A 22,446-nucleotide genomic window follows, 5' to 3' on the forward strand; every position below is an offset into this window, starting at 1 on the left:
TCAACCGCCGACCTTCGATTCTGGATCGAGCAAACGGTGCAGATGAACAACGAAATATCGCATATGGGCATTGTCGACACTGGCCTGCGCTTTGGCTTTCCAGGCGCCAAGCGCGCTTTGATAGTCGGGATAGATGCCGACGATGTCGAGGGCGTTGAGATCACGGAACTCGGTTCCACCCAGCTTTTTCAGCTCGCCGCCGAACACCAGGTGCAAAAGCTGCTTCTTTCCGTCTTCCACGGCCATGCCGATCCTTCGTGTACCTATGAACTGCGACAGGTCTAGACCAAAGCGTCTGGTTTTGGAACCGCCTGCCGACTCACCCTTAGTCAAGTCCAGAAAGGACGCCGGTAAGCACGTCGAGCAGTTCGCCACTGCCGGCGGCCAGCGCGCCGTGATTGATCACCTCGCCGGCATAGCGCGGCGGCTTGCCGCGGCGGTCGAGCAACGCGCCGCCAGCCTCGGCGAGGATCAGATCGGCGGCGGCAATGTCCCAGTCATGCGCATTCGGCTTGACGAAGGTTGCATCGAGCTTGCCGGCGGCAATCATGGCCAGCCGATAGGCAAGCGAGGGGATGTAGGCGGCCCGTCGCAACCTGTCGCGCCAGTCCTCCGGCATCAAGTCGACCAGCGGCTTGGGCCCGCCGATATCGATGCTTTCGCCCAGCGATCGCACATGGATGCGCTTGTCGTTGAGATAGGCGCCCTCGCCCGGCAGCGCCCAGTAGGTCTCACGCTTGGCAGGGCATTCGAGCACGCCGGCGAGCGAGCGGCCGTCCTCGACCACGGCGACGCTGACGCACCAGGAATGCAGGCCGTCGAGAAAGCCGCGTGTGCCGTCGATCGGGTCGACAACGAAGGTGCGGCGGGCCGACAGCCTGGCGTGATCATCGGCGGTCTCTTCCGACAGCCAGCCGTAATCCGGACGCGCCCTGAGCAAGGTCTCGCGTAGATACGCGTCCGCCGCATGGTCGGCCTCGCTCACCGGCGAGGTGCCGCCCTTCATCCATACCTGCGGGTTGTTGCCGAAATAGCCCATGGCGATGGCGCCAGCCTCGCGGGCGGCATCGCGCAGCACGGCGAGGTCGTCACGAGCCTCGCTCGATGTCAGTTGTTCAAGCGCCGGCAAGGGTCATCCCTTCGATCAGGAGCGTCGGGGCAGCCGTGCCGAAATTGCGGTCGAGGTCGTTCGCCGGCACCATGTTGAGGAACATCGTCTTCAGGTTGGAGGCGATCGTCACCTCGGCCACCGGATAGGCCAGCGCGCCGTTCTCGATCCAGTAGCCGGAGGCGCCACGGCTGTATTCTCCGGTCACCATGTCGACGCCCTGCCCGAACACCTCGGTGACGTAGAAGCCGCGCTTCAAAGACGCGATCAGGTCTTCCGGCGAACGCTCGCCGGGCTCGATGGCAAGGTTGGTCGAGGACGGCGAGACCGACGAGCCGCTGCGCGAGCCGCGTCCATTGGTGACGAGGCCGAGCTCGCGCGCGGCCGAGGTGGACAGGAACCAGTGCTTCAATACGCCCTTGTCGACCATCAGCAGCTTCTCGCCCTCGACGCCTTCGCCGTCGAAGGGGCGCGAAGCCTGCCCCCGCCGCCGCAAAGGCTCGTCGGTAACCGTGATCGCGGCCGAAGCCACTTGCTTGCCCATCATGTCGCGCAGGAAGCTGGTCTTGCGGGCGACCGCCGCGCCGTTGATGGCGCCGGCGAGATGGCCGGCAATGCCGCGCGCGACGCGCGGATCGAACACCACATCGACCGGACCGGTCGCCGCCTTGCGCGCGCCGAGGCGGCGCACGGCGCGCTCACCGGCCTTGCGGCCGATGTCTTCCGGCGCGTCCAGGTCGGCGAAATGCTGGCGCGAGGAGAATTCATAGTCGCGCTCCATCGCCGTGCCCTCGCCCGCAATGACGCTGGTCGAGCGCGAGAAGCGCGACGCGACATACTGGCCGACAAAGCCATGCGAGGTGGCGAGCACGAGGCCGCCCAGGCCGGCGCTGGCGCTGCTGCCCGAGGAGTTGGTGACGCCCTTGACGGCCAATGCAGCCGCTTCGGCGGCAAGGGCTGCCTCCTTCAGTTGATCCGCCGACACCTCGGTCGGGTCGAAGAGATCAAGATCGCGCAAATTGCGGACAAGCAGCGCCGGATCGGCAAGGCCCTGGAACGGATCCTCGGGTGAGACCTTCGCCATGGCCACGGCGCGTTCGGCTAGCGCCTTCGGATCGGAAGCAGCGGTCGCCGAGACGCTCGCCACGCGCTGGCCGACGAAGACGCGCAGCGAGACATCCTCGCTCTCCGAGGATTCGGTGCCCTCGACCTTGCCCAGCCGCACCGACACGCCAGCAGAGCGCCCGCGCACCGCCACCGCATCGGCCGCGTCGGCGCCGGCGCGCCTGGCAGCCTCGACGAGCGCCGTCACGCGATCGGTCAATTTCGCTGCATCGAGCTGGTTGGTCATAGGGTTGTTCCTGTTTGTTCACGCGTTCACCCAAGGCCGTGGGTCGGCCCGAGCGCACTAACATTGGTGCTGCGCGCATCATTTGTGGATGCCGCCGGCAACATCATCAATGCTTTGCATCATTTGGATGCCTTGGCACCACCACTATGGATGCCTAGGCACCATCTATTGTTCCACCGACGCTTCTGCAATGGCGGATGCGGCAATCTCAAGGCAATCGAGGCGGTGCGCGCGAGGTGCTTTGCCGCAGCGGGCAAATCGCGAGCTACTCGGCCACCGGCGCCCAGATCACGTCCTCGATCCTCGTTGCACCCGTTGCCAGCATCACCAGCCGGTCGAAGCCCAGCGCCGAGCCGCTTGCCTGCGGCATGATGGCCAAGGCCGCCAGGAAATCCTCGTCCAGCGGATAGCGTTCGCCATAGACCCGCTCCTTCTCGTCCATCTCGGCGAGGAAGCGTCGGCGCTGCTCCGCCGGGTCGGTGAGCTCGCCAAAGGCGTTGGTTAGCTCGACGCCGCAGCAATAGAGCTCGAAGCGCTCGGCAACGCGCGGATCCTCGGCGCTCGGCCGGGCAAGCGCCGCCTCCGAAATCGGATAGCCGTAAAGGATGGTGGCGCGTCCCTGCCCCAGCACGGGCTCTATCTTTTCCACCATCACCCGGCTGAACAGATCGGCCCAATTGTCGTCGGTCGCGGTGCGCAGGCCGGCCTGGACCAGCGCCGCATGAAGCCCCTCGCGATCCGTGCTGCCGTCAGCCGCGACGGTCGCCAGAAGGTCGATGCTGGCATGGCGAGCAAATGCATCGGCCACGCTCAGCCGCTCCGGCTCGGCGAAAGGGTCGGCCTCGCGTCCGCGAAAACGGAAACTCCTGGAGCCGGCCTTCTCCGCGGCGAGCGCCAGGAATTCGGCGCAGTCGTCCATCAAGCGTTCGTAAGTTTCGCCGACGCGATACCATTCGAGCATGGTGAACTCGGGATGATGCAGCGGCCCGCGTTCGCGGTTGCGCCAGACGGCGCCCAGGCTGAAGATGCGCTCCTCGCCGGCGGCGAGGAGCTTCTTGCAGGCGAATTCCGGCGAGGTGTGGAGATAGAGCGGCCGGCGCGACGCGTCGGGCCTGATCGCCTCGGTGGCGAAGGCCGCGAGATGTGCCTCGTTCCCCGGCGAAACCTGCAGCGCCGAGGTCGTCACCTCGATGAAATCGCGTTCCGCGAACCAGCCGCGAAGCGCGGCGGCGATGGCATTTCGTGCCATCAGCCGGGGGCGGCGATCGGCATGGATATCGGGGGTCCACCAGGGCGAAGCGGCGGTCATGGGCAGGAAAATCGCACGGAAGACTGGCGGTTCGGCGCAAGATGCGCTAGGGCGCACGCGATGGCCGCCGTCGCCGCTTCGTGGCAATCGACGCTCGCAGGCCGAAAAACTCGAACGGGATCGAATATCGTGGTCAAGGTCATCGCCAGCTCCTTACGCAAAGGCAACGTCGTCGATAAGGACGGCAAGCTCTATGTCATCCTCTTTGCCGAAAACATCCATCCTGGCAAGGGCACGCCGGTGACCCAGCTCGACATGCGCCGCATCGGCGACGGGGTGAAGGTCTCGGAGCGCTACCGCACGACCGAAATGGTCGAGCGCGCCTATGTCGAGGAGCGCGAGCACACCTTCCTCTATTCGGACGGCGAGGGTTTTCATTTCATGAACCCGGAAAGCTACGACCAGGTCGTGGCCTCGGAAGCCGTGGTCGGCGACTTCGCGCCCTATCTCCAGGAGGGCATGGCCGTGCAGCTCGCGCAGTTCAACGGCGTGCCCATCTCGCTCACGCTGCCGCAGCGCGCCACCTTCGAAGTGGTCGAGACTGAGCCGGTCACCAAGGGCCAGACGGCGTCTTCGTCCTACAAGCCAGCCGTGCTCTCCAATGGCGTGCGCACCGCAGTGCCGCCGCATATCTCCGCCGGCACGCGCATCGTGGTGATGACCGCCGACGGGTCCTATGTCGAGCGCGCCAAGGACTGAGCGCTTAGGTTAGCTTGCTGTGGCCCGCCTGGAGAACAGGCGGGCCATTTCTTGTTCGAGGCGCCGACCGGTCGGCAGCGGCAAATACCGGACTGCCGGCTGCTTTCCACCCCCCAGATGCTTCTTCCGGCAGCGCACCGTCCGGCCCCTCCGTGGAGCGGCCGTCTGGACTGCCGGTTGACATATGTCGTTCAGCGGCTGATCGTTTCATCCACCAGGCTCCGCTGTCCCATGACTGCCAACATTGCGCCCAGATCGCTCGACCCTGTCAGGACCCGGACCGCGAAGGGACGGGGCGTACCGTGAGCGCTGGGGCGCCCGCCGTCGCGCTAGGCCTCAGGGCCAACTGGAAGCAGTTTTCGCTGCTGGTGCTGATCAACGCCTTCGTCGGCGGCATGGTCGGCGTCGAGCGGACCGTCGTGCCGCTGATCGGCGCGGAGGAATTCGGCGTCGCCTCGACCACGCTCGTCGTCTCCTTCATCGTCAGCTTCGGCGTGGTCAAGGCCTGTGCCAACCTCGTCTCCGGCCAGCTTGCCGACACATGGGGCCGCAAGCGCGTGCTGATCCTCGGTTGGCTGTTCGGCCTACCTGTGCCCTTCATCATCATCTGGGCTCCGGGCTGGGGCTGGATCGTCGCCGCCAACGCCCTTCTCGGCATCAACCAGGGCTTCGCCTGGTCTATGACTGTGATCATGAAGGTCGATCTGGTCGGGCCTAAGTCGCGCGGGCTGGCCGTCGGCCTGAACGAATTCGCCGGCTACCTCTCCGTCGGCGTCACCGCTTTCCTCACCGGCTATCTGGCGAGCCGCTACGGGCTGCGCCCGGTGCCGATCTATCTCGGCGTCGGCTATGCGATCCTGGGTGCGACGCTGTCAATCCTGCTCGTGCGCGATACCCGCGAGCATGTGCGGCAGGAGCTGGCCAATCACCCAAAACAGGCTTCGCCGCTTAGCTTCCGCGAGATCTTCATGCTGACCTCGTTCGGAGACCGCAATTTGTTCGCCGCCTCCCAGGCGGGCCTGGTCAACAACCTGAATGACGGCATGAGTTGGGGGCTGTTTCCGCTCTTCTTCGTCGCCAACGGGCTCGGCGTCGAGCGCATCGGCATCCTCAAGGCGGTCTATCCGGCGGTGTGGGGCGTCCTGCAGGTCGCGACCGGGCCGTTGAGCGACCGCTGGGGCCGCAAGGGACTGATCGTCACCGGCATGTGGGTGCAGGCGGCGGGGCTTCTCTTGACCGCCTTGACCCGCGATTTCGGCTGGTGGCTGCTGGCGAGCGTGCTGCTCGGCCTCGGCACGGCAATGGTCTATCCGAGCCTGATCGCGGCTGTGTCGGACGCCTCGCACCCATCGTGGCGGGCGCGCTCGCTCAGCGTCTATCGTTTCTGGCGCGACCTCGGCTATGCAATTGGCGCCCTCGCCGCGGGCCTGATCGCCGACTTCTTCGGTTTCGTCCCTGCAATCATGGCCATTGCCGCGTTGACCTTCCTGTCGGGCGTAATCGTCGCAATAGCGATGCGCGAGACGCATGCCGCCGCCCGGTCTTCGCAAGGCGATGGTTAACGCCGGCCCCGAACAAGGCTTCCGTTTACGATATCGTAAGCTTGTTGCTGCGGGCCATTCGCCGGTCCGCTACAATTGCGACGGTTGAATTTTCCTTGAGATCGCGCATGAGCAGCCCCAACCGCATGCCCTGGGTGGACACGGCAAAAGGCCTTTCCATCATCCTGGTGGTGATGATGTATTCGGCCTACAACACCGGCGAATACACCGGCGGCGTCGGTTTCCTGCATTACGTGATCGGCTTTGCGACGCCCTTCCGCATGCCGGAATTCTTCCTGATCTCGGGCCTGTTCCTGTCGCAGGTGATCGACCGGCCGTGGCGGCGCTATGTCGACCGGCGCGTCGTCCACTATCTCTATTTCTACGTGCTGTGGGCTATCATCTCGATCGGGCTCAAGATCGGCATCTTCAGCCGCGATCCCGCCGGCATGCTGCACGACCTTGCAATGGCCGTCGTCCAACCCTACGGCGTGCTATGGTTCATATACATGCTGGCGGTTTTCGGCGTCGTCATACGCCTGCTGCGAGAGCTTCGCGTGCCGCATTGGATCGTGATCCCTCTCGCCGCCGCACTGCAAATGTGGGCGCCGAAGCCCGACAGCTACGCGCTCGAGCAGTTCGCGGCCTATTTCGTGTTCTTTTATCTCGGCTTCGTGCTTGCGCCGCTGATCTTCCGGCTGGTCGAATGGACACAGGCTCGTCCGGTGATCGCCGTGGCTAGCCTGCTCGCCTGGACACTCGTCAACGGGCTGCTCGTCTATTCCCCCGGCTATGCGATGCAGCCGGTGGGTATGCAGATGGGCCTGGCGGCATGGCCGCCGCTGCATCTTGCGCTGGCAGTCGCCGGCGCGGTGGCGCTGTGCGTCGCCGGCGGTTTCCTGTCGAAATTCGCTTCGATGGAATGGCTGCGCTGGCTCGGCGAGCATTCGCTGGTCGTCTATGTCGCTTTTACCATTCCCATGTCGATCTTCCGCGGCGTCATGCTGGCAAGCGGGCTTCTGACCGACACCGGGCTACTGAGCCTCGCCGTGCTGCTTGTCTCGGTCATCAGCCCGGTGGTGCTCTATTTCATCGTCAAGCGGATCGGCTTCGGCACCTTCCTGTTCGAGCGGCCGGCTTGGGCGCATGTCGACAGGCCAAACGCCGCGAAAGCCTCCAGCAAGCCCATTCCGCGGCCGGCGCCCGAAGCAGCCTGACTGGGCCGCCCTTTCCGCCGGTCCGTTACTTGCCGCCGTATCCCGGACGCTTTGCGGCCTTGATCTTGCCGCTGCTCCCGCCACCGCAGAAGAAGCAGCCGCCGCCGTCGGATTCCAGCCCCGACACGCCGGAGGGCATCGCCAGTTCCTGCAGCACGTCACCCGTGTCGGGATCAACGCGCACCAGGTCGCCCTCCTCGCCCTCCCAGGTGGCATGCCAGAGCTCGCCATCGACCCAGGTGACGCCGGTGACGACGCGCTTGGATTCGATCGTGCGGATCACTCTGCCCGTTTCGGGATCGATCTGATGGATCTTATGCGCCCGGTATTCGCCGACCCAGAGCGAACCCTCGGCCCAGGCCATGCCTGAATCGCCGCCATTGCCGGGCGCCGGAATGGTTGCGACGACCTTGCCGATCTTCGGGTCGACCTTGTGGATGCGATCCTCGGCAATCTGGTAGAGATACTTGCCATCGAAGGCAGTCCCGGCATGCGACGCGACATCTATCGTATGCACGATCTTGCCGCTGTCGGGATCGAGCGCGTTCAGCTTGTCGCCACTGGCGAACCAGATATTTCGGCCGTCATAGGTGACGCCATTGACGCGCTCGACGCCAGGGAACGGTCCGTATTCGCGCAGGATCTCGGCAGCGGCTCGTTTCATTTTCAGCCTCCATTCGAACAATGGCCGCAGACTAGTCGGTCGGCAGCGGCCCCGGGAGTAACAACACAGTCGGGAATCCGGTAACCGGCGGCATCATCCAGCGGCGCGCCCGGCCGCGGCCGACCGGCTGCACCTTATTCTGCGTCGACAGTTCTTCCAGCGCTCGCTGCACGGTGCGCGCGCTGGCGCCGAGCGCGATCGCCAGCGCCGAGCTCGACCAGGCCTCGCCATCGGTCAGGAAAGCGAGCACTGCGCCGTGTTCCTCCTCGACAGGCGGCGCCAGCACGACAACGTCGGCGGCATTGAGAGGCGTCAGCGCAAACCCGGCGGCGGTCGCATTGATTTCGGCCAACCCGGCGAGCTCCGCGCGCAGCCGCCCCATCTCGACCCTCAGCCGCGCGCGATGAGATTCATCCGCGTGCCTTGCCCGAAAGGCGTGTCTCAATAGCATCTCACGCGAGGCATCCGCCGGCCATGCCTCGGCAAGCGTGCGCGCCAGCGCGAACAACACCGGCCGTGTCGCCAGCGAGACGACCGCATCGGCCTCGCGCACCACGTTGCGGCAGGCATGGATGATCAGCGCGCCCGAGGTCAGCAGCGTCTCGACCTCATCGAGCAGCAGATCTTTCTCTGTGCCGCGCGCGATCAGCCTGCCGACCGGCGTGTTCAAGACCAGGGATGCCGCTTCGACTTCGGCCTTCAAGGCCGGGATGTTGGCTTCGTAAGCGGCCAGCGACGCCCGCCCGAACGCCGAGCGCGCCGCTTTCGTCCTGAGGCGCCGGACCGCGATGCCGGCCGCGGCCAGTTCATGCGCGACGCGCGCAACCGGCGGCAGCGGCGCCGGATCGAAATCCGAAAGCAGCCGCTCGGCCTCGTCGAGCCGGCCGATCAGGATGAGACGACGCGCCTCGAGGCTGCCGGCATAGGCGGCGTTCAGCCGGTCGCCATGCGCGGCAAGCGTGGCGCGTGCGGATCGCAAGGCCTTCTCCGGCCAGCCGAGGTCGCGTGACACTAGGGCAATCTCGGCCTCGGCGACGACGCAGCGCGCGCGTGCGACCGCCTCCTTCGGGCTGAAGGCGCGGACGGCGTCCTTCAGCAGCGCCTTGGCCTTGGCGAGATCGCCGAGCTGCGCCATCGCGATGCCGCGCAGCGCCAGCGCTGGCGCGTCGTCGCGCAAGCCGACGCGCTTCAAGGCGCCGAGCGGATCGCCCGCGGCGAGCGCGCGCCCGGCGGCGTTGATCAGCGAGTCCATGCCGCCGCCTCGAGGCTCGCCGGCTCAAATCGCGTCACACTTGTAACTCTCACCATCGAAGCATGCGGCCTATGTCTGTCCCTGTCACCCCCAACCAAACCCAAGAACGGGACAAGAGCAATGACCCAACACATGAAGACACCGCCGGTCGTTTCGCAGGAAGCGTGGGAAGGCGCCTATGAAGAAATGCTGGTCAAGGAAAAGGCGATGACCCGCGCCCGCGACGCATTGGCCGCCGAACGCCGCCGCATGCCGTGGATGGAAGTCACCAAGGACTATGTGTTCGAAGGCCCGAACGGCAAGGCGAGCCTGCTCGACCTCTTCGAAGGCCGCCGCCAGCTCGTGATCTACCGCGCCTTCTTCGAGCCGGGCGTCTATGGCTGGCCCGAACATGCCTGCCGCGGCTGCTCGCTCGGCGCCGACATGGTCGGCAACCTCGCCCATCTCAACGCCCGCGACACCACACTTGCCTATGCCTCGCGCGCGCCGCAGGCCGACATCCAGCGGCTGAAGCAACAGATGGACTGGAAAATGCCTTGGTACACCATCACCGACAGCTGGGATAAGGATTTCGGCGTCGACCAATGGCACGGCCACAACGTCTTCATCCATGACGGCAAGCGCATCTTCCGCACCTATTTCGTGAACAACCGCGGCGACGAAGCCTTTGGCACCGTGTGGAGCTATCTCGACGTCACGCCGCTCGGCCGGCAGGAGGTGTGGGAGAATTCACCAGAGGGCTATCCGCAGACGCAGACCTACAAATGGTGGAACTGGCACGACAATTACGAAGCGGGTGCCGCCCCCGATCAGAGATGGGTCGAGGTGTCGGATGCCGGCGAAGCGGCGTTCCGCAACAAGAGCGCCTGAGCCTGACGCGACTCCGGCGGCGCGCGTCGCCGGAGTCGATCTCGCTACGCGCCCTTCCCTCTCTCCGGCGCTTGCAAACCTGACCGTATCAGAAGGTGGATTTCATGAGCATCGACAATCCCGCCCCTCGCCTGAGCGGCTTCGGCCTCGCCGACTGGCTTTGCCTCGCCGCGGCGCCGACCTTCGCCATGATGGCGCTGCTGACGGCTGCCTATGGCGACCACGACATGACGTGCATGTCGGGCGCCTCGGTGCTCAGCGGGATGGCGCCGATGTACCTTTTGATGGCGGCCTTCCATCTTGCGCCATGGCTGCGGCTGGTGGCGAGGCCGGGGTGAGACTGACGATATCGCCGGCTTCGATTTCAGGCCCGGCCACGGGTCTTTTTGGCCAGCAGAATGGACTCGACAAGCTGCTGGTCCTTGTAAGGTTTCGCGAGCAACGGAACATCGGACGGCAGATCGCCGATCGCCTTGGTGTCGGCATAGCCGGTAATGATAACCGCAGGCCAGTCCGCCTTCAGGTTCCGCGCAAATCGGATCACGTCCAAGCCTGAAACGAGCGGCATGGCGTAATCGGTGACGATTACGTCGAAATCGCCAGGAGCCTTCTCGATCCTGGCCAGCGCCTCGGCACCACCGGCGGCGCATGTCACGTCGAAGCCGCTTTGCCTCAATGATGCAGCCGTCAACTCGCGCAGCGCATCGCTGTCGTCGACCAACAGTATAGACGGCCGGCCGCCATTGCCGTCGATGCTAGCCCGGCTGACCTGTCCCTGCTCGATCGGTCGGGCCGGCTGCTTCAACGATCGTGGCAGCCACAGCTGCATCGCCGTGCCTCGCCCGACAACACTCTCGATCCGAAGCGTGCCGCCCGACTGCTTTGCGAAGCCGTAGACGGTACTCAAGCCAAGGCCGGTGCCTTTGCCGACCGGTTTCGTCGTGAAGAAGGGCTCTATGACCTTCGCCACGAGATCGGCCGGAATGCCCGAACCGGTATCGATGACCGAGATGACGACATAGTCGCCGGCGGCCAGTTCGTCGGAGCTGCCTTGGGTCGTGTGATTTTCGGCCCGTATCGTGATCGAACCTCCCGTAGGCATTGCATCGCGCGCATTGAAAACCAGGTTCATGAGAGCGAGTTCGAGTTGGCCTGCGTCCACCAGCACCGGCCAAACCGAGTTGTCGATTTGCCATTCGAAGCGAACGAGCCCCCCTAGCACCGGCGCGACCAGTCCGTTCAGGGTCTCGGCCAGCCCCGTCAGTTGCAAAGGTTCGGGCTTCAGATGCTGGCGTCTGGAGAAGGCGAGCATCCGATTAACGAGGTCGGCGCCCTGCTTGGCCGAGCGCTTTGTAAGGTCGAGGACTTTCTTCGCCTGCTCATCGAGCGCGGTGCTGCGCTCGATGAGCCCGAGCCCGCTGAGGATCGCCGCGAGGAGATTGTTGAAATCATGGGCAAGTCCGCCTGTGAGCTTGCCGATCGCGTCAAGACGCTGCGTCTTGAGCAGCCTGTCTTCGAGCTCGCGGCGCTCGGTGATGTCGAGCAGCGTGCCGACAATCTCGTCCGTGTTGTCCACTGGATCATGCGAGATGACACCCTGGTCGAGGAAGCTTCGGTATTTGCCGTCTGCGCATCGCCAGCGGAACTCGCAGCTATAGGAGCCGGCCTCCTTGGCCCCGCGAAGAGCGGCTTCGACATCGGACAAGTCGTCCGGATGCACACGGCTCAGGCCGAAGCCGGGCTCGGACGTTAGCCGCTCGGGTGAAAATCCGGTCAACCGCTCGATCCCGCTGGTGACGAAACGAGCGTCAAAAGGCGGTTCGAGAGACCGGGCATGAAAGCAAACCGGAACCGATTGCAGAATGGCTTCCTGACGCTGCTCCGCGGCACGCAAGGCTCGTTCCGCCTCGACTCTCGACTTTTGCGACTCCAGCGCCTGCTCCAGCAAAGTCTGCTCCACGATCGCCTTGCGCTGGATCTCGAGGGTCTTCTCGTGCAATTCGACGAACACGGCCACCTTCGAACGCAGCATGACCGAATCGAAGGGCTTGAAGACGAAATCGACCGCACCGGCGTCATAGCCGCGCAGCATATGCGCTTCTTCCTTGTTGATCGCGCTCAGGAAGATGATCGGGGTGCGTCTCGACTGCTCTCTTTGGCGGATCAATGAGGCCGTCTCGTATCCGTCCAATCCGGGCATCAGCACGTCCAGAAGAATGACGGCGAACTCTTCCTTCAGAAGGAACCGCAGCGCCTCCTCGCCGGACTGCGCGCAAACAACCTCGCCCACTCCTGCCAGGACTTCGCTGATCGCCAGGAGATTGCGGTCGTCATCATCGACGGCAAGGATGCGCGCGCCTTGCGCCACCTCTGACAGCGCTGCGCGCTGCTCGGATTTGGTTTTCAGCATCCCTTGCATTGGCAACCCATCATACGGCCGCCAAGAGCGTCTCTGCCGGCTGTGCGTGCTGTCTCGATCGCCCGATCCAGACCCGGAGCAGCGCGAGCAGAAGGTCAAGATCCACAGGCTTGGCTATGTAATCCGAAGCACCCGCATCAAGGCACTTTTGCCTATCGCCCTTCATTGCCTTGGCAGTCACCGAGATCAGGGGGACATGCGCGATTGGCGGCATGCCGCGTATCTGCCGCATCGTCTCATAGCCGTCCATCTCCGGCATCATGATGTCGATGAGCGCGACGTCCATGTCTGGGTTTTGCTGGAGCAATGCGATGCCGTCGCGACCACGCTCGGCATGCAAAACCTGGATACCATATGTTTCGAGCACGCTGGTCAGCGAATAGATGTTGCGGATGTCGTCGTCGACGATGAGGACTTTGGCGCCGGCGAGGTCGGTCTTATCCGGTCGTTGGGAGGGCGCCGCCCCGTTGGTGTGACTGTCCCGCGGCAGGGTCGCCGACATCAGCAGCGCCAACTGGCCAAAATTCTCGGCACGGGCAACATTCGCCAACGCCGGTTTGAGTCCGATCAGTTGCTCCAGGGCCTCCGGATAAGGTGCGAAGAACACGAGCTTGGCTGAAAGGCGCTCGAGCGAAGCCGCGATCTCCTCAATCATCTTGGAGTTGTCCTTGCCCGACCTCCCAAAGCCCAGCACGATCGCGTCATAGATGTCGAAGTCTATTCCCCGACCGTTTGCGGCGATCCGACCGACAGGCGTTACGGAAGTGACGCCGTCGCGGATCGCGTCGGCCAGGGCAAGCCGCCGCTCGGGATCGGCATCCACGATCAAGACATTGCGCTGGAGGCGCAACTTGCTCGAATGAATATCCTCGAACACCTTCATGAGGTCATCCGACGACACCGGCTTTGTCGAGACGCTGGCGGCGCCACTGCGCAATAGGCCGGCCGAATCTTCCGCACCCGAGATGACATGTATCGGGACGCCTGCGGTTTTGGGGTCGTGCCGCAGAAGATCGAACAGCACCCAGCCATCTATGTCTGAAAGGCCGAGGTCCAGCGTGATTGCATCCGGAACCAGCTTCCTCGCCAGCGCCACTGTCCCGGAGCCCGCGGTGGACAACACGCCCTTGAGGCCCGCCGAGCGCGCCATGCCCAGCAGCAGTCCTGCAAAGGTGGGGTCGTCCTCTATGATGAGCACGACCCGGTCTTCGGGCGAGAGGGCATCGCGATCGTCGATCAGTTCAGGAACGGAAACGCCGGCCGCGGCAGCGACCGCCTCCTCCTCGACAATAATGGGTTGCGAAACCGTTCTCGGTCCGTCGATGGGGATTACAAGCGTGAATGTGGAGCCCTTGCCTGGCGTGCTTTCCACTCTAAGCTCGCCTCCGAGCAGCCGCGCGATTTCTCGGCTGATGGACAGGCCGAGGCCGGTACCACCATATTTGCGGCTGGTGGTGCCATCGGCCTGCTGGAAGGCCTCGAAGATCAGCTTCTGCTTGTCGTCGGGAATGCCGATGCCGGTATCAGTGACCGCGATAGCGAGCGCCTTCGGCGCCTCAGCGCCGTTCCGCCGCCCGGTCTTCTCCGGCCTGAAAGTGAGGCTGACCTTACCGGTCGACGTGAATTTGAATGCGTTCGACAACAGGTTGAGCACTATCTGCTGCAGCCGCTTTTCGTCGGTCCGCACCGTCTCCGGAAGTCCCGGGTCAAGTTCTATTTTAAAGCCCAATCCCTTGTCGGCAGCCAGCTGACGGAAAGTGCGTTCCATGTGCTGGCGCAGATGCGCCAGAGGCATATCGTTGATCTCGACGGAAACGGTGCCAGACTCGATCTTGGAAAGATCGAGAATGTCGTTGATAAGGCTGAGCAGGTCGGTCCCCGCCGAATTGATCGTCCGGGCAAACTCGACCTGCTTGTCGTTGAGATTTCCCTGCTGGTTGCTGGCCAGCAGATTCGAAAGGATGAGCAGCGAGTTCAGCGGTGTGCGCAGCTCGTGGCTCATATTGGCCAAGAATTCAGATTTGTACTTGGAGGTCAGCGCAAGCTGTTCGGCTTTCTCCTCAAGGGCGCGCCGAGCCATCTCGATTTCCAGATTCTTGTTTTCCACCTGCTTCTTTTCGTTTTCGAGGAGTTGCGCCTTTTCCTGCAACTCCTCGTTGGTGGCGTGCAGTTCCTCCTGCTTCTTGGTCAGTTCCGTCTGGCGCGCCTGCAATTCGGAAGTCAGCAATTGGGACTGTTTCAAAAGGCCTTCAGTGCGCATCGTCGCCGCGATCGTGTTGAGCACGATACCAACCGACTCCATCAGTTGGTTGAGGAACGATTGGTGCGTGTCGCGGAACTCACTGAAGGAGGCAAGCTCGATCACCGCCTTGACTTCGTCTTCGAAGAGCGCGGGCAGGATGATGACATTGGCCGGAGTGGTATTGCCGAGGCCGGACGTGATGCGCAGGAAGTCCGGCGGCACATTGTCGAGAACGATCGCACGTTTGTCGGCAGCGCTCTGGCCAATCAGCCCCTCGCGCAGGTCAAGGCGCTGTTTCATGGCGGCCTTGCTCTCGGCTCCGTAGGATGCGGCGAGTTCCAGATAAGATTCGTCTTCTTCGCGGTTGGTCACGTAGAACACGCCGTATTGCGCATTCACCAGGGGCGCTAGCTCAGACATGATCAGACGCGACACGGTCGCCAAATCGCGCTCGCCCTGCAACATGCGCGAGAACCGTGCCAGATTGGTCTTCAGCCAGTCCTGCTCGGCGTTCTTGAGCGTCTGATCCTTGAGGTTGCGGATCATCTCGTTGATGTTGTCCTTGAGGGCGGCCACTTCACCCGACGCCTGGACGCTGATCGAGCGCGTCAGATCGCCCTTGGTCACCGCCGTCGACACTTCGGCGATGGCTCGCACCTGGGTTGTCAGATTGGCTGCCAGCTGATTGACATTGTCGGTCAAGTCGCGCCAGAGCCCTGCCGCGCCCGGCACGCGAGCCTGGCCGCCGAGCTTGCCTTCGATGCCGACCTCGCGCGCGACGTTGGTCACCTGGTCGGCAAAGGTGGCGAGGGTCTCGATCATGCCGTTGATGGTGTCGGCCAGCGAAGCGATCTCGCCCTTTGCATCGACGGTGAGTTTGCGGCGTAGATTTCCCTGCGCGACCGCGGTCACGACATCCGCGATGCCACGCACCTGGTTCGTGAGGTTGGTAGCCATCAGGTTGACGTTGTCGGTCAGGTCCTTCCAGGTGCCGGCAACGCCCTCGACGCGAGCCTGGCCGCCAAGCTTGCCTTCGGTGCCCACCTCGCGCGCCACGCGCGTCACCTCACCGGCAAAGGAGTTCAGCTGATCGACCATGGTGTTGATCGTCGACTTCAGCTCCAGGATCTCGCCCTTGACGTCCACGGTGATCTTCTTCGACAGATCGCCGCGTGCGACGGCGGTGGTCACCTCCGCGATGTTGCGCACCTGGCCGGTTAGGTTCTCGGCCATGGAGTTGACGTTGTCGGTGAGGTCTTTCCAGGTGCCGGCGACGCCGCGGACCTGGGCCTGGCCGCCCAGTTTGCCCTCGGTACCGACCTCTCGGGCGACGCGGGTCACTTCTCCGGCGAATGAGTTCAACTGATCAACCATGGTGTTGATCGTCGACTTCAGCTCCAGGATCTCGCCTTTGACGTCGACAGTGATCTTCTTGGAAAGATCACCGAGCGCAACGGCGGTAGTCACCTCGGCGATGTTGCGCACCTGGCCGGTCAGATTCGCGGCCATGGCATTCACATTGTCGGTCAGGTCCTTCCACGTGCCTGCCACACCACGCACTTGCGCCTGCCCGCCGAGTTTCCCGTCCGACCCCACCTCGCGCGCAACTCGCGTCACTTCCGAGGCAAACGAGTTGAGCTGATCGACCATCGTGTTGATGACGTCTTTGATCTGCAGGATCTCGCCCAAAGCATCGACCGTGATCTTCTGGGTCAGGTCGCCGGTCGCGATTGCCGTCGCGACCTTAGAGACGTCACGAAGCTGCACCGTGAGATTGCCGGCCATTGCGTTCACGTTGTCGGTCAAATCCTTCCAGGTGCCGCCGACGCCTTCGACGTGGGCCTGACCGCCGAGCTTGCCTTCCGAGCCGACTTCGCGTGCCACGCGCGTCACTTCCGAGGCAAAGGAGTTGAGCTGATCCACCATCGTGTTGACGGTGTCCTTCAGTTCCAGGATTTCGCCCTTGACGTCGACCGTGATCTTCTTCGACAGGTCGCCGCGCGCGACGGCCGTGGTCACCTCGGCGATATTGCGCACCTGGCCGGTGAGGTTGGCAGCCATCAGGTTGACGCTGTCGGTCAGGTCCTTCCATGTGCCGCCGACGCCCTTCACGTCGGCCTGGCCGCCAAGCTTGCCTTCGGTGCCGACTTCTCGGGCAACGCGCGTCACCTCCGACGCAAAGGAATTGAGCTGGTCCACCATGGTGTTGATGGTGTCCTTGAGCTCCAGGATCTCGCCCTGAACGGCCACCGTAATCTTCTTCGACAGATCGCCCGACGCGACCGCCGTCGTCACCTCGGCGATGTTGCGAACCTGCCCGGTCAGGTTCTCGGCCATTGAGTTCACATTGTCCGTCAGATCCTTCCAGGTTCCCGCGACACCACGCACCTGGGCTTGGCCTCCCAGCTTGCCCTCGGAACCGACCTCGCGCGCCACGCGGGTCACCTCGGAGGCAAACGAGTTGAGCTGGTCCACCATCGTGTTGATGGTGTTCTTCAGTTCGAGAATTTCGCCCTTCACATCGACGGTGATCTTCTTTGAAAGGTCGCCGAGCGCGACGGCCGTGGTGACCTCGGCGATGTTGCGGACCTGGCCCGTCAGGTTCTCGGCCATCGAATTGACGTTGTCGGTAAGGTCTTTCCAGGTGCCCCCGACGCCCTCGACGCGCGCCTGACCGCCGAGCTTGCCTTCGGTGCCGACCTCGCGCGCCACGCGCGTCACTTCCGAGGCGAATGAATTGAGCTGGTCCACCATGGTGTTGATGGTGTTCTTGAGCTCCAGGATCTCGCCTTTCACATCGACGGTGATTTTTTTCGACAGGTCGCCCGAGGCGACGGCCGTGGTGACCTCGGCGATGTTGCGGACCTGCCCAGTGAGATTGGTCGCCATGGCGTTGACGTTGTCGGTCAGGTCTTTCCAGGTGCCTGCCACGCCCTTCACCCGCGCCTGGCCGCCAAGCTTGCCTTCTGTGCCCACTTCGCGGGCAACACGCGTCACCTCCGAAGCAAAGGACCCCAACTGCCCGACCATCGTGTTGACGACCTTGCCGATACGGAGGAACTCGCCTCGCAGAGGCCGGCCGTCGATCTCCACCATCATGGTTTGCGATAGGTCGCCCTTAGCAACCGCGCCAATGACGCGCGCCACCTCCGTGGTCGGTTGGACCATGTCCTCGATGAGATCGTTGACGGAGCGGACGCTTGTTTCCCAGCTGCCCGTAGCATTGCGCACGTGACCGCGCTCACCAATCCGCCCGTCCTTGCCGACCACCCGGCTCAGCCGCTCGAACTCGCGCGTGACCTGATCGTTGATCTCCACGATCTGGTTGAAGGTGTCAGCGATATCGGAGTCGAGGCCTTCATAGACATTGTCGATGCGCACAGAGAAGTCACCGCGCCGGAAGGCCTTGAGCGCGTTCAAAATCTGACGGCGGTCCAATTGCGGCTTGGATCTCAGCGTACTCACAGCGCCCCCTCACAGCCCGGCAGATAACGACGGTCGTGAATGAAAATGCCCCTCGCGAGGATACTCCCGCGAGCGGCACAACGCGCGGACCGCATTTCGGTTCCATTAGCGGCGGCGAGATCTTCGTGGGCTACCCTCCCAGGCGGCCGGCAAACCGCCGGGAACGATCTTTCGTGGGCGGCTCGCTCCTCGGTCCAATTCTTTTTCACCGACGAAGAGGCTTTAGGAATATCATTCCTGTCTAATTCTATAAGTTTAGTGGACTTTGATCGCAGCCATCTGTTTGGCTGCAAATCGGGCTCTGCCCGCTGCTCAAAGGATTAAAGTCCATGCGAAAATTCATTTCCGCCGCGCTTTTGGGGCTTGCCCTGTCTTCCGTCCACGCCACGGCAGGTGCCGCGGACGAGAAGAAAGTCGTCATCGCCTATCAGACTGGCGCGAATCCCTACAATCTTGGCATCGCCAATGGCGACCTCGCAAAGAAGACAGGCTGGGACATCGAATTCCGCCGCTTCAATTCCGGCGCCGACATCTTCGCAGCCATCGCCTCCGGCGACGTCCAGATCGGCGATGTCGGGTCGAGCCCGTTCTCCGCTGCCGTCAGCAAGGGTATCGATGTGAAGGCGTTCTACATCTCGTCGGTCTCTCGTGATGGCGAAGCCCTGGTGGTGCGGCCCGACATCAAGTCGCCGGCGGATCTGCGTGGCAAGAAACTCGCCGCAGCACCAGTCTCGACCGATCATTACCAGCTTCTCGCCGTGCTCAAACAGGAAGGCATTTCCGAAAAGGAAACCCAGGTCATAGCCATTCCGCAGCCCGAAATCGTCGCCGCCTGGAAGCGCGGCGACATCGACGGCGGCTTCGTCTGGGATCCGGCGCTGTCCGAACTCAAGAAGAACGGCAAGGTCCTGCTCACCGCCGGCCAGGTCGCCGATCGCGGCGCGCCGACCTTCAGCGCGCTGGTCGTCACCGGTGCCTTCGCCAAGGCCAATCCCGAGTTCCTCGGCCAGTACGTCCGGCTGATCGACGGCTACAACCAGGCATACCTGAGCAACCCCGCCGCATGGGGCCCGGACTCGGAGAACGCCAAGCTGATCGCAAAATTGCAGGGTGGCACGGCGGCGGAAAATTCGGAGCAGCTGAAGACCACGGTCGTTCCCCCGCTCGAGGAGCAGGTTTCCGACAAGTGGCTGGGCGGCGGCGAGAAAAGCGCGGTGGCGAAGATCCTCAGGGACACTGCGAGCTTCCTGAAGGATCAGCACAAGATCACCTCGGTCAAGGACAGCTACGCGGCGTTCGCCGATCCGCAATATGCGGAAGTGGCCAAGGCCTCGAACTAGCAATCCCTGAAGGAACCCGATCTGGCTGGCGCGCCAGCCAGATCACCGGAGGCCACTATGCTTCGAATTCGCGATGCCAGCGTCACCTTCCCGGCTTCCGATGGCCAGGACGTGCATGCGCTCGATCACGTCTCGCTCGATATTCCTCCCGATTCCATCGTCGTCGCGGTCGGTGCTTCCGGCTGCGGCAAGTCGACATTGCTTAACGCGATCGCCGGCTTTCTACCCCTTACCGAAGGGACGATCACGCTGGATGGGCGAGAAATCGTGGCGCCAGGCGGCGATCGTGGCGTCGTGTTCCAGAAAGATACCCTGCTGCCCTGGGCCAACGTGCTGGACAATGTTGCACTCGGATTGAAGTACCGGGGCGTGTCACGCGGCGAACGGTACGAGCGGTCAAGGCACCTGCTGGAACTGGTGGGACTCGCCGATTTCGCCGAAAAGCCGCCCTATGAACTTTCGGGAGGCATGCGCCAGCGCGTCGGCATCGCGCGGGCGCTGGCGACCGATCCGAAGATCCTACTGATGGATGAGCCGTTCGGCGCCCTCGACAGCCTGACTCGCGAGACCATGCAGCAGCTTCTGGCCTCGGTCTGGGCCAGGACGGGCAAGCAGATCCTGTTCATCACCCATTCGATCGAGGAAGCCCTCACGCTCGGTACAACCATCGTCGTGATGTCGCCGCGGCCGGGCCGCATCGTTGCCCGCTTCGACGCCGACTTCGTCCGCGACTTCGCGGAAGCCGGGGATATCGGGACGATCCAGTCCCACCCCCGCTTCATCGAACTGCGGCAGGAAATCCGCTCGCTCATCCACCAGCCGGAAGGCGCCCGGAAAGGAACCTTGCAATGACCCTTGCAGCCAATTCCCGAACCTCGTTTCCGACCGCGGCGGCTCAGCGACGGCCGTCTCGTCGATTGCGCCGAGCCGCATCGGCAAGCACGTTCGGCATCAGCCTCGCCACGCTGGCCGCGCTGATCGCATTGTGGTTCCTGGCCGCGCAATTCGGCTGGGCCTCGCCACTCTTCCTGCCGTCGCCGGCCGATGTGCTGACCCAGTTCAGCGCAGTCGCGGCCGACGGCTATGCCAACGGCACGCTGCTCGATCATACGCTGGCAAGCCTTGGCCGCATTGCCGCGGCACTCGGCGTCGGCATTTTCGTGGGTATTCCGCTTGGCCTGCTCATGGGCCTGAACCGCTGGGTCAAGGGCATTTTCAGTGTGCCGATCGACCTCTACTGGGGGCTGCCGCCGCTGGCCTACCTTCCCCTGCTGATCATTTGGCTCGGCATCGGCGAGACCTCAAAGATCGTGCTTCTGTCGCTGTCGACCTTCGCGCCAATCTGCTTTGCGGCCCAGGCGGGAGTCCGGTCGGTGCCCGCTGAACGCATCAATGCCGCGCTATCGCTCGGCGCCAGCCGGCTGCAACTGTTCGCCAGCATCATCCTGCCATCCGCATTGCCGGAAATCCTGACCGGCCTGAAGATTGCCATCGGCGCCGGCTTGTCGACACTGGTCGCGGCCGAACTGATCGCAGCACAGTCCGGGCTCGGCTACATGATCATGTCGGCCGCCAACTTCCTCGCCACCGACGTCGTCTTCGTCGGCCTCATCGTCATCGCCGTGCTTGCTTTCGCCTTCACCAGCGGCATGCGCTGGCTGGAACACCGCCTCATCCCCTGGAAAGGCAAGCTCTGAGGCTTGCTCAAGATTCCGCAATCGCAGAAGGAAACAATCCGATGTCCAGCAACGAACCCCACGCGCTCGATCTCTACTGGTATCTTCCGACCCATGGCGATGGTCCCTACCTCGGCACAGAGGAGCGACACCGGCCGGCAACCTTCGGATATCTCAAGGAGATCGCGCAGGCCGCCGACCGGCTTGGCTTCAAGGGCGTGCTCCTGCCCACCGGAACGCGGTGCGAGGACGCCTGGATCTTGGCGGCCGGGCTGATCCCGCTCACGGAAAGGTTGAGATTCCTGGTGGCGCTGCGGCCGGGCAGCGGGACGCCAGCCCTGTTTGCTCGCCATGCGGCCACGCTGGACCGCATTTCCGGCGGCCGGGTGCTGCTCAACGTCGTCACCGGCGCGGATCCGGCCGACCTCGCCGGCGACGGCATCAAGCTTGGACACGACGAGCGCTATGCGCAGACCGACGAATTCCTGACCATCTGGCGGCGGATCCTTTCAGGCGAGCCGGCGGACTTCGACGGCAAGTATCTTTCAGCCCACGGCACGGACATTTCGTTTCCGCCCGTTCAGCAACCGCATCCGCCGCTCTGGTTCGGCGGCTCCTCCGATGCCGGCATTGCGATCGCCGCCAAGCATGTGGACGCTTATCTGAGCTGGGGCGAACCGGTCGACCAACTCGCCGAGAAAATCGATCGCGTGAAAAGGGCGACGGCGGCGCAAGGTCGCACGATCCGTTTCGGGCTGCGCATCCATCTGATCGTGCGCGAAACGGAGGACGAGGCCTGGGCGGCCGCCGATCGCCTCATCAGCCACGTCACCGACGACGTGATCGCCGAAGCCCAGAACGGTTTCGTCAACATCTCGGAATCGGTCGGCCAAAAGCGGATGTCGGCCCTGCATCAAGGCCGGCGCGACCGGCTGGTTGTCGGCCCGAACCTTTGGGCGGGGCTCGGACTGGTGCGTGGAGGCGCCGGAACCGCCCTGGTTGGCAATCCCGATAATGTCGCCGCGCGAATCCGCGAGTATCAGGAGATCGGCATCGAAACGATAATCGCGTCCGGCTACCCGCATTTGGAGGAGGCATTCAACGTCGCCGAACTGCTTTTCCCAAAACTTGGGCTGAGCGGCGAAGCGGCTCCGGCGGAACGCAGCTGGGACGTCGAGTTCGGACGCGGCGTACGCCCTAGAGTCGCAGCATCCGCATCGTAGGATCGTTCATTCCGAGCGAGTCATGCGCGCCGGCGAAGCTGGCGCGCATTTGCCGTAATCGGCTTGACCG

17 protein-coding genes are annotated in these 22,446 nt (G+C 63.6%); 9 read left to right on the plus strand and 8 right to left on the minus strand.

From position 1 onward, the window contains the following. From P9272_RS24925 to epmA, 4 genes are all read right to left on the minus strand, one after another. On the minus strand, window positions 1–246 hold the full coding sequence (locus tag P9272_RS24925; protein ID WP_128259438.1) for a DUF4170 domain-containing protein: 246 nt from the start codon (window positions 244–246) through the stop codon (window positions 1–3). 79 nt (window positions 247–325) lie between these two features. Next, window positions 326–1,129 (minus strand): 3'(2'),5'-bisphosphate nucleotidase CysQ, encoded by an 804-nt coding sequence (locus P9272_RS24930; protein WP_278162581.1) that lies wholly within the window; start codon window positions 1,127–1,129, stop codon window positions 326–328. Next, the gene (locus tag P9272_RS24935) at window positions 1,116–2,459 is read right to left on the minus strand and encodes a TldD/PmbA family protein (RefSeq protein ID WP_278162582.1); all 1,344 of its coding nucleotides are present in this window, start codon (window positions 2,457–2,459) and stop codon (window positions 1,116–1,118) included. Before P9272_RS24935 ends, P9272_RS24930 begins: the two co-directional genes overlap by 14 nt. A gap of 265 nt (window positions 2,460–2,724) precedes the next feature. Further along, window positions 2,725–3,768, minus strand: coding sequence for an EF-P lysine aminoacylase EpmA (gene epmA / locus P9272_RS24940; protein ID WP_278162583.1), 1,044 nt, complete (start codon window positions 3,766–3,768; stop codon window positions 2,725–2,727). A gap of 129 nt (window positions 3,769–3,897) precedes the next feature. Between epmA and efp the strand changes: the two genes are divergently transcribed. The 3 genes from efp to P9272_RS24955 all read left to right on the plus strand — a co-directional run bounded on the left by efp (window position 3,898) and on the right by P9272_RS24955 (window position 7,225). Beyond that, window positions 3,898–4,467 carry an elongation factor P gene (gene efp / locus P9272_RS24945; RefSeq protein ID WP_042646394.1) on the plus strand — a complete coding sequence of 190 codons (570 nt, stop codon included), beginning with the start codon at window positions 3,898–3,900 and terminating at the stop codon, window positions 4,465–4,467. A 302-nt stretch (window positions 4,468–4,769) separates the two neighbouring features. Beyond that, complete coding sequence (locus P9272_RS24950) at window positions 4,770–6,029, plus strand: MFS transporter (protein WP_278162584.1); 1,260 nt, start codon at window positions 4,770–4,772, stop codon at window positions 6,027–6,029. Window positions 6,030–6,136: 107 nt separating this feature from the next. Beyond that, window positions 6,137–7,225, plus strand: a complete 1,089-nt coding sequence (locus P9272_RS24955) for an acyltransferase family protein (protein ID WP_278162585.1) — start codon at window positions 6,137–6,139, stop codon at window positions 7,223–7,225. A 25-nt stretch (window positions 7,226–7,250) separates the two neighbouring features. Here the strand turns inward: P9272_RS24955 and P9272_RS24960 are convergent, their stop codons facing one another. Both P9272_RS24960 and P9272_RS24965 read right to left on the minus strand, forming a co-directional pair. Continuing rightward, window positions 7,251–7,889 (minus strand): DUF5074 domain-containing protein, encoded by a 639-nt coding sequence (locus tag P9272_RS24960; RefSeq protein ID WP_278162586.1) that lies wholly within the window; start codon window positions 7,887–7,889, stop codon window positions 7,251–7,253. A 31-nt stretch (window positions 7,890–7,920) separates the two neighbouring features. Then, window positions 7,921–9,141: a helix-turn-helix domain-containing protein gene (locus tag P9272_RS24965; protein ID WP_278162587.1), complete on the minus strand. Its 1,221-nt coding sequence runs from the start codon at window positions 9,139–9,141 to the stop codon at window positions 7,921–7,923. Between the two features lie 120 nt (window positions 9,142–9,261). On the opposite strand from P9272_RS24965, the gene P9272_RS24970 reads away from it, so the two are divergent. Both P9272_RS24970 and P9272_RS24975 read left to right on the plus strand, forming a co-directional pair. Further along, entirely contained in the window at window positions 9,262–10,011 is a 750-nt protein-coding gene (locus tag P9272_RS24970) for a DUF899 family protein (RefSeq protein ID WP_278162588.1), read from the plus strand. A 104-nt stretch (window positions 10,012–10,115) separates the two neighbouring features. After that, the gene (locus P9272_RS24975; protein WP_278162589.1) at window positions 10,116–10,349 is read left to right on the plus strand and encodes a hypothetical protein; all 234 of its coding nucleotides are present in this window, start codon (window positions 10,116–10,118) and stop codon (window positions 10,347–10,349) included. Between the two features lie 26 nt (window positions 10,350–10,375). Here the strand turns inward: P9272_RS24975 and P9272_RS24980 are convergent, their stop codons facing one another. Together P9272_RS24980 and P9272_RS24985 are read right to left on the minus strand one after the other, a co-directional pair. Beyond that, window positions 10,376–12,430: a response regulator gene (locus P9272_RS24980; protein WP_278162590.1), complete on the minus strand. Its 2,055-nt coding sequence runs from the start codon at window positions 12,428–12,430 to the stop codon at window positions 10,376–10,378. Window positions 12,431–12,440: 10 nt separating this feature from the next. Next, window positions 12,441–18,137 carry a HAMP domain-containing protein gene (locus P9272_RS24985; RefSeq protein WP_278162591.1) on the minus strand — a complete coding sequence of 1,899 codons (5,697 nt, stop codon included), beginning with the start codon at window positions 18,135–18,137 and terminating at the stop codon, window positions 12,441–12,443. Window positions 18,138–18,466: 329 nt separating this feature from the next. Here P9272_RS24985 and tauA point away from each other — a divergent pair, with 329 nt between their 5' ends. Genes tauA through ssuD form a run of 4 tightly spaced genes read left to right on the plus strand, consistent with a single transcriptional unit; the run spans window position 18,467 to window position 22,376 of the window. Next, entirely contained in the window at window positions 18,467–19,477 is a 1,011-nt protein-coding gene (gene tauA / locus P9272_RS24990; RefSeq protein ID WP_278162592.1) for a taurine ABC transporter substrate-binding protein, read from the plus strand. Between the two features lie 57 nt (window positions 19,478–19,534). Next, a complete protein-coding gene (locus P9272_RS24995) occupies window positions 19,535–20,329 on the plus strand; it encodes an ABC transporter ATP-binding protein (protein ID WP_128259451.1) in 795 nt (264 codons plus the stop codon). After that, window positions 20,326–21,174 carry an ABC transporter permease subunit gene (locus tag P9272_RS25000; RefSeq protein ID WP_278162594.1) on the plus strand — a complete coding sequence of 283 codons (849 nt, stop codon included), beginning with the start codon at window positions 20,326–20,328 and terminating at the stop codon, window positions 21,172–21,174. Before P9272_RS24995 ends, P9272_RS25000 begins: the two co-directional genes overlap by 4 nt. 41 nt (window positions 21,175–21,215) lie before the next feature. Beyond that, complete coding sequence (ssuD, locus tag P9272_RS25005; protein ID WP_278162595.1) at window positions 21,216–22,376, plus strand: FMNH2-dependent alkanesulfonate monooxygenase; 1,161 nt, start codon at window positions 21,216–21,218, stop codon at window positions 22,374–22,376. The last annotated feature ends 70 nt before the right edge of the window (window positions 22,377–22,446 follow it).

Source organism: Mesorhizobium sp. WSM4976, from assembly GCF_029625685.1.
Classification (GTDB): Bacteria; Pseudomonadota; Alphaproteobacteria; order Rhizobiales; family Rhizobiaceae; genus Mesorhizobium.

What these genes read in the sequence shown, in the direction of transcription:
- P9272_RS24925 (WP_128259438.1), bottom strand. Translation starts at nt 246, where the DNA reads ATGGCCGTGGAAGACGGAAAGAAGCAGCTTTTGCACCTGGTGTTCGGC.
- P9272_RS24935 (WP_278162582.1), bottom strand. Translation starts at nt 2,459, where the DNA reads ATGACCAACCAGCTCGATGCAGCGAAATTGACCGATCGCGTGACGGCG.
- epmA (WP_278162583.1), bottom strand. Translation starts at nt 3,768, where the DNA reads ATGACCGCCGCTTCGCCCTGGTGGACCCCCGATATCCATGCCGATCGC.
- P9272_RS24955 (WP_278162585.1), top strand. Translation starts at nt 6,137, where the DNA reads ATGAGCAGCCCCAACCGCATGCCCTGGGTGGACACGGCAAAAGGCCTT.
- P9272_RS24960 (WP_278162586.1), bottom strand. Translation starts at nt 7,889, where the DNA reads ATGAAACGAGCCGCTGCCGAGATCCTGCGCGAATACGGACCGTTCCCT.
- P9272_RS24965 (WP_278162587.1), bottom strand. Translation starts at nt 9,141, where the DNA reads ATGGACTCGCTGATCAACGCCGCCGGGCGCGCGCTCGCCGCGGGCGAT.
- P9272_RS24970 (WP_278162588.1), top strand. Translation starts at nt 9,262, where the DNA reads ATGACCCAACACATGAAGACACCGCCGGTCGTTTCGCAGGAAGCGTGG.
- P9272_RS24975 (WP_278162589.1), top strand. Translation starts at nt 10,116, where the DNA reads ATGAGCATCGACAATCCCGCCCCTCGCCTGAGCGGCTTCGGCCTCGCC.
- P9272_RS24980 (WP_278162590.1), bottom strand. Translation starts at nt 12,430, where the DNA reads ATGCAAGGGATGCTGAAAACCAAATCCGAGCAGCGCGCAGCGCTGTCA.
- tauA (WP_278162592.1), top strand. Translation starts at nt 18,467, where the DNA reads ATGCGAAAATTCATTTCCGCCGCGCTTTTGGGGCTTGCCCTGTCTTCC.
- P9272_RS24995 (WP_128259451.1), top strand. Translation starts at nt 19,535, where the DNA reads ATGCTTCGAATTCGCGATGCCAGCGTCACCTTCCCGGCTTCCGATGGC.
- P9272_RS25000 (WP_278162594.1), top strand. Translation starts at nt 20,326, where the DNA reads ATGACCCTTGCAGCCAATTCCCGAACCTCGTTTCCGACCGCGGCGGCT.
- ssuD (WP_278162595.1), top strand. Translation starts at nt 21,216, where the DNA reads ATGTCCAGCAACGAACCCCACGCGCTCGATCTCTACTGGTATCTTCCG.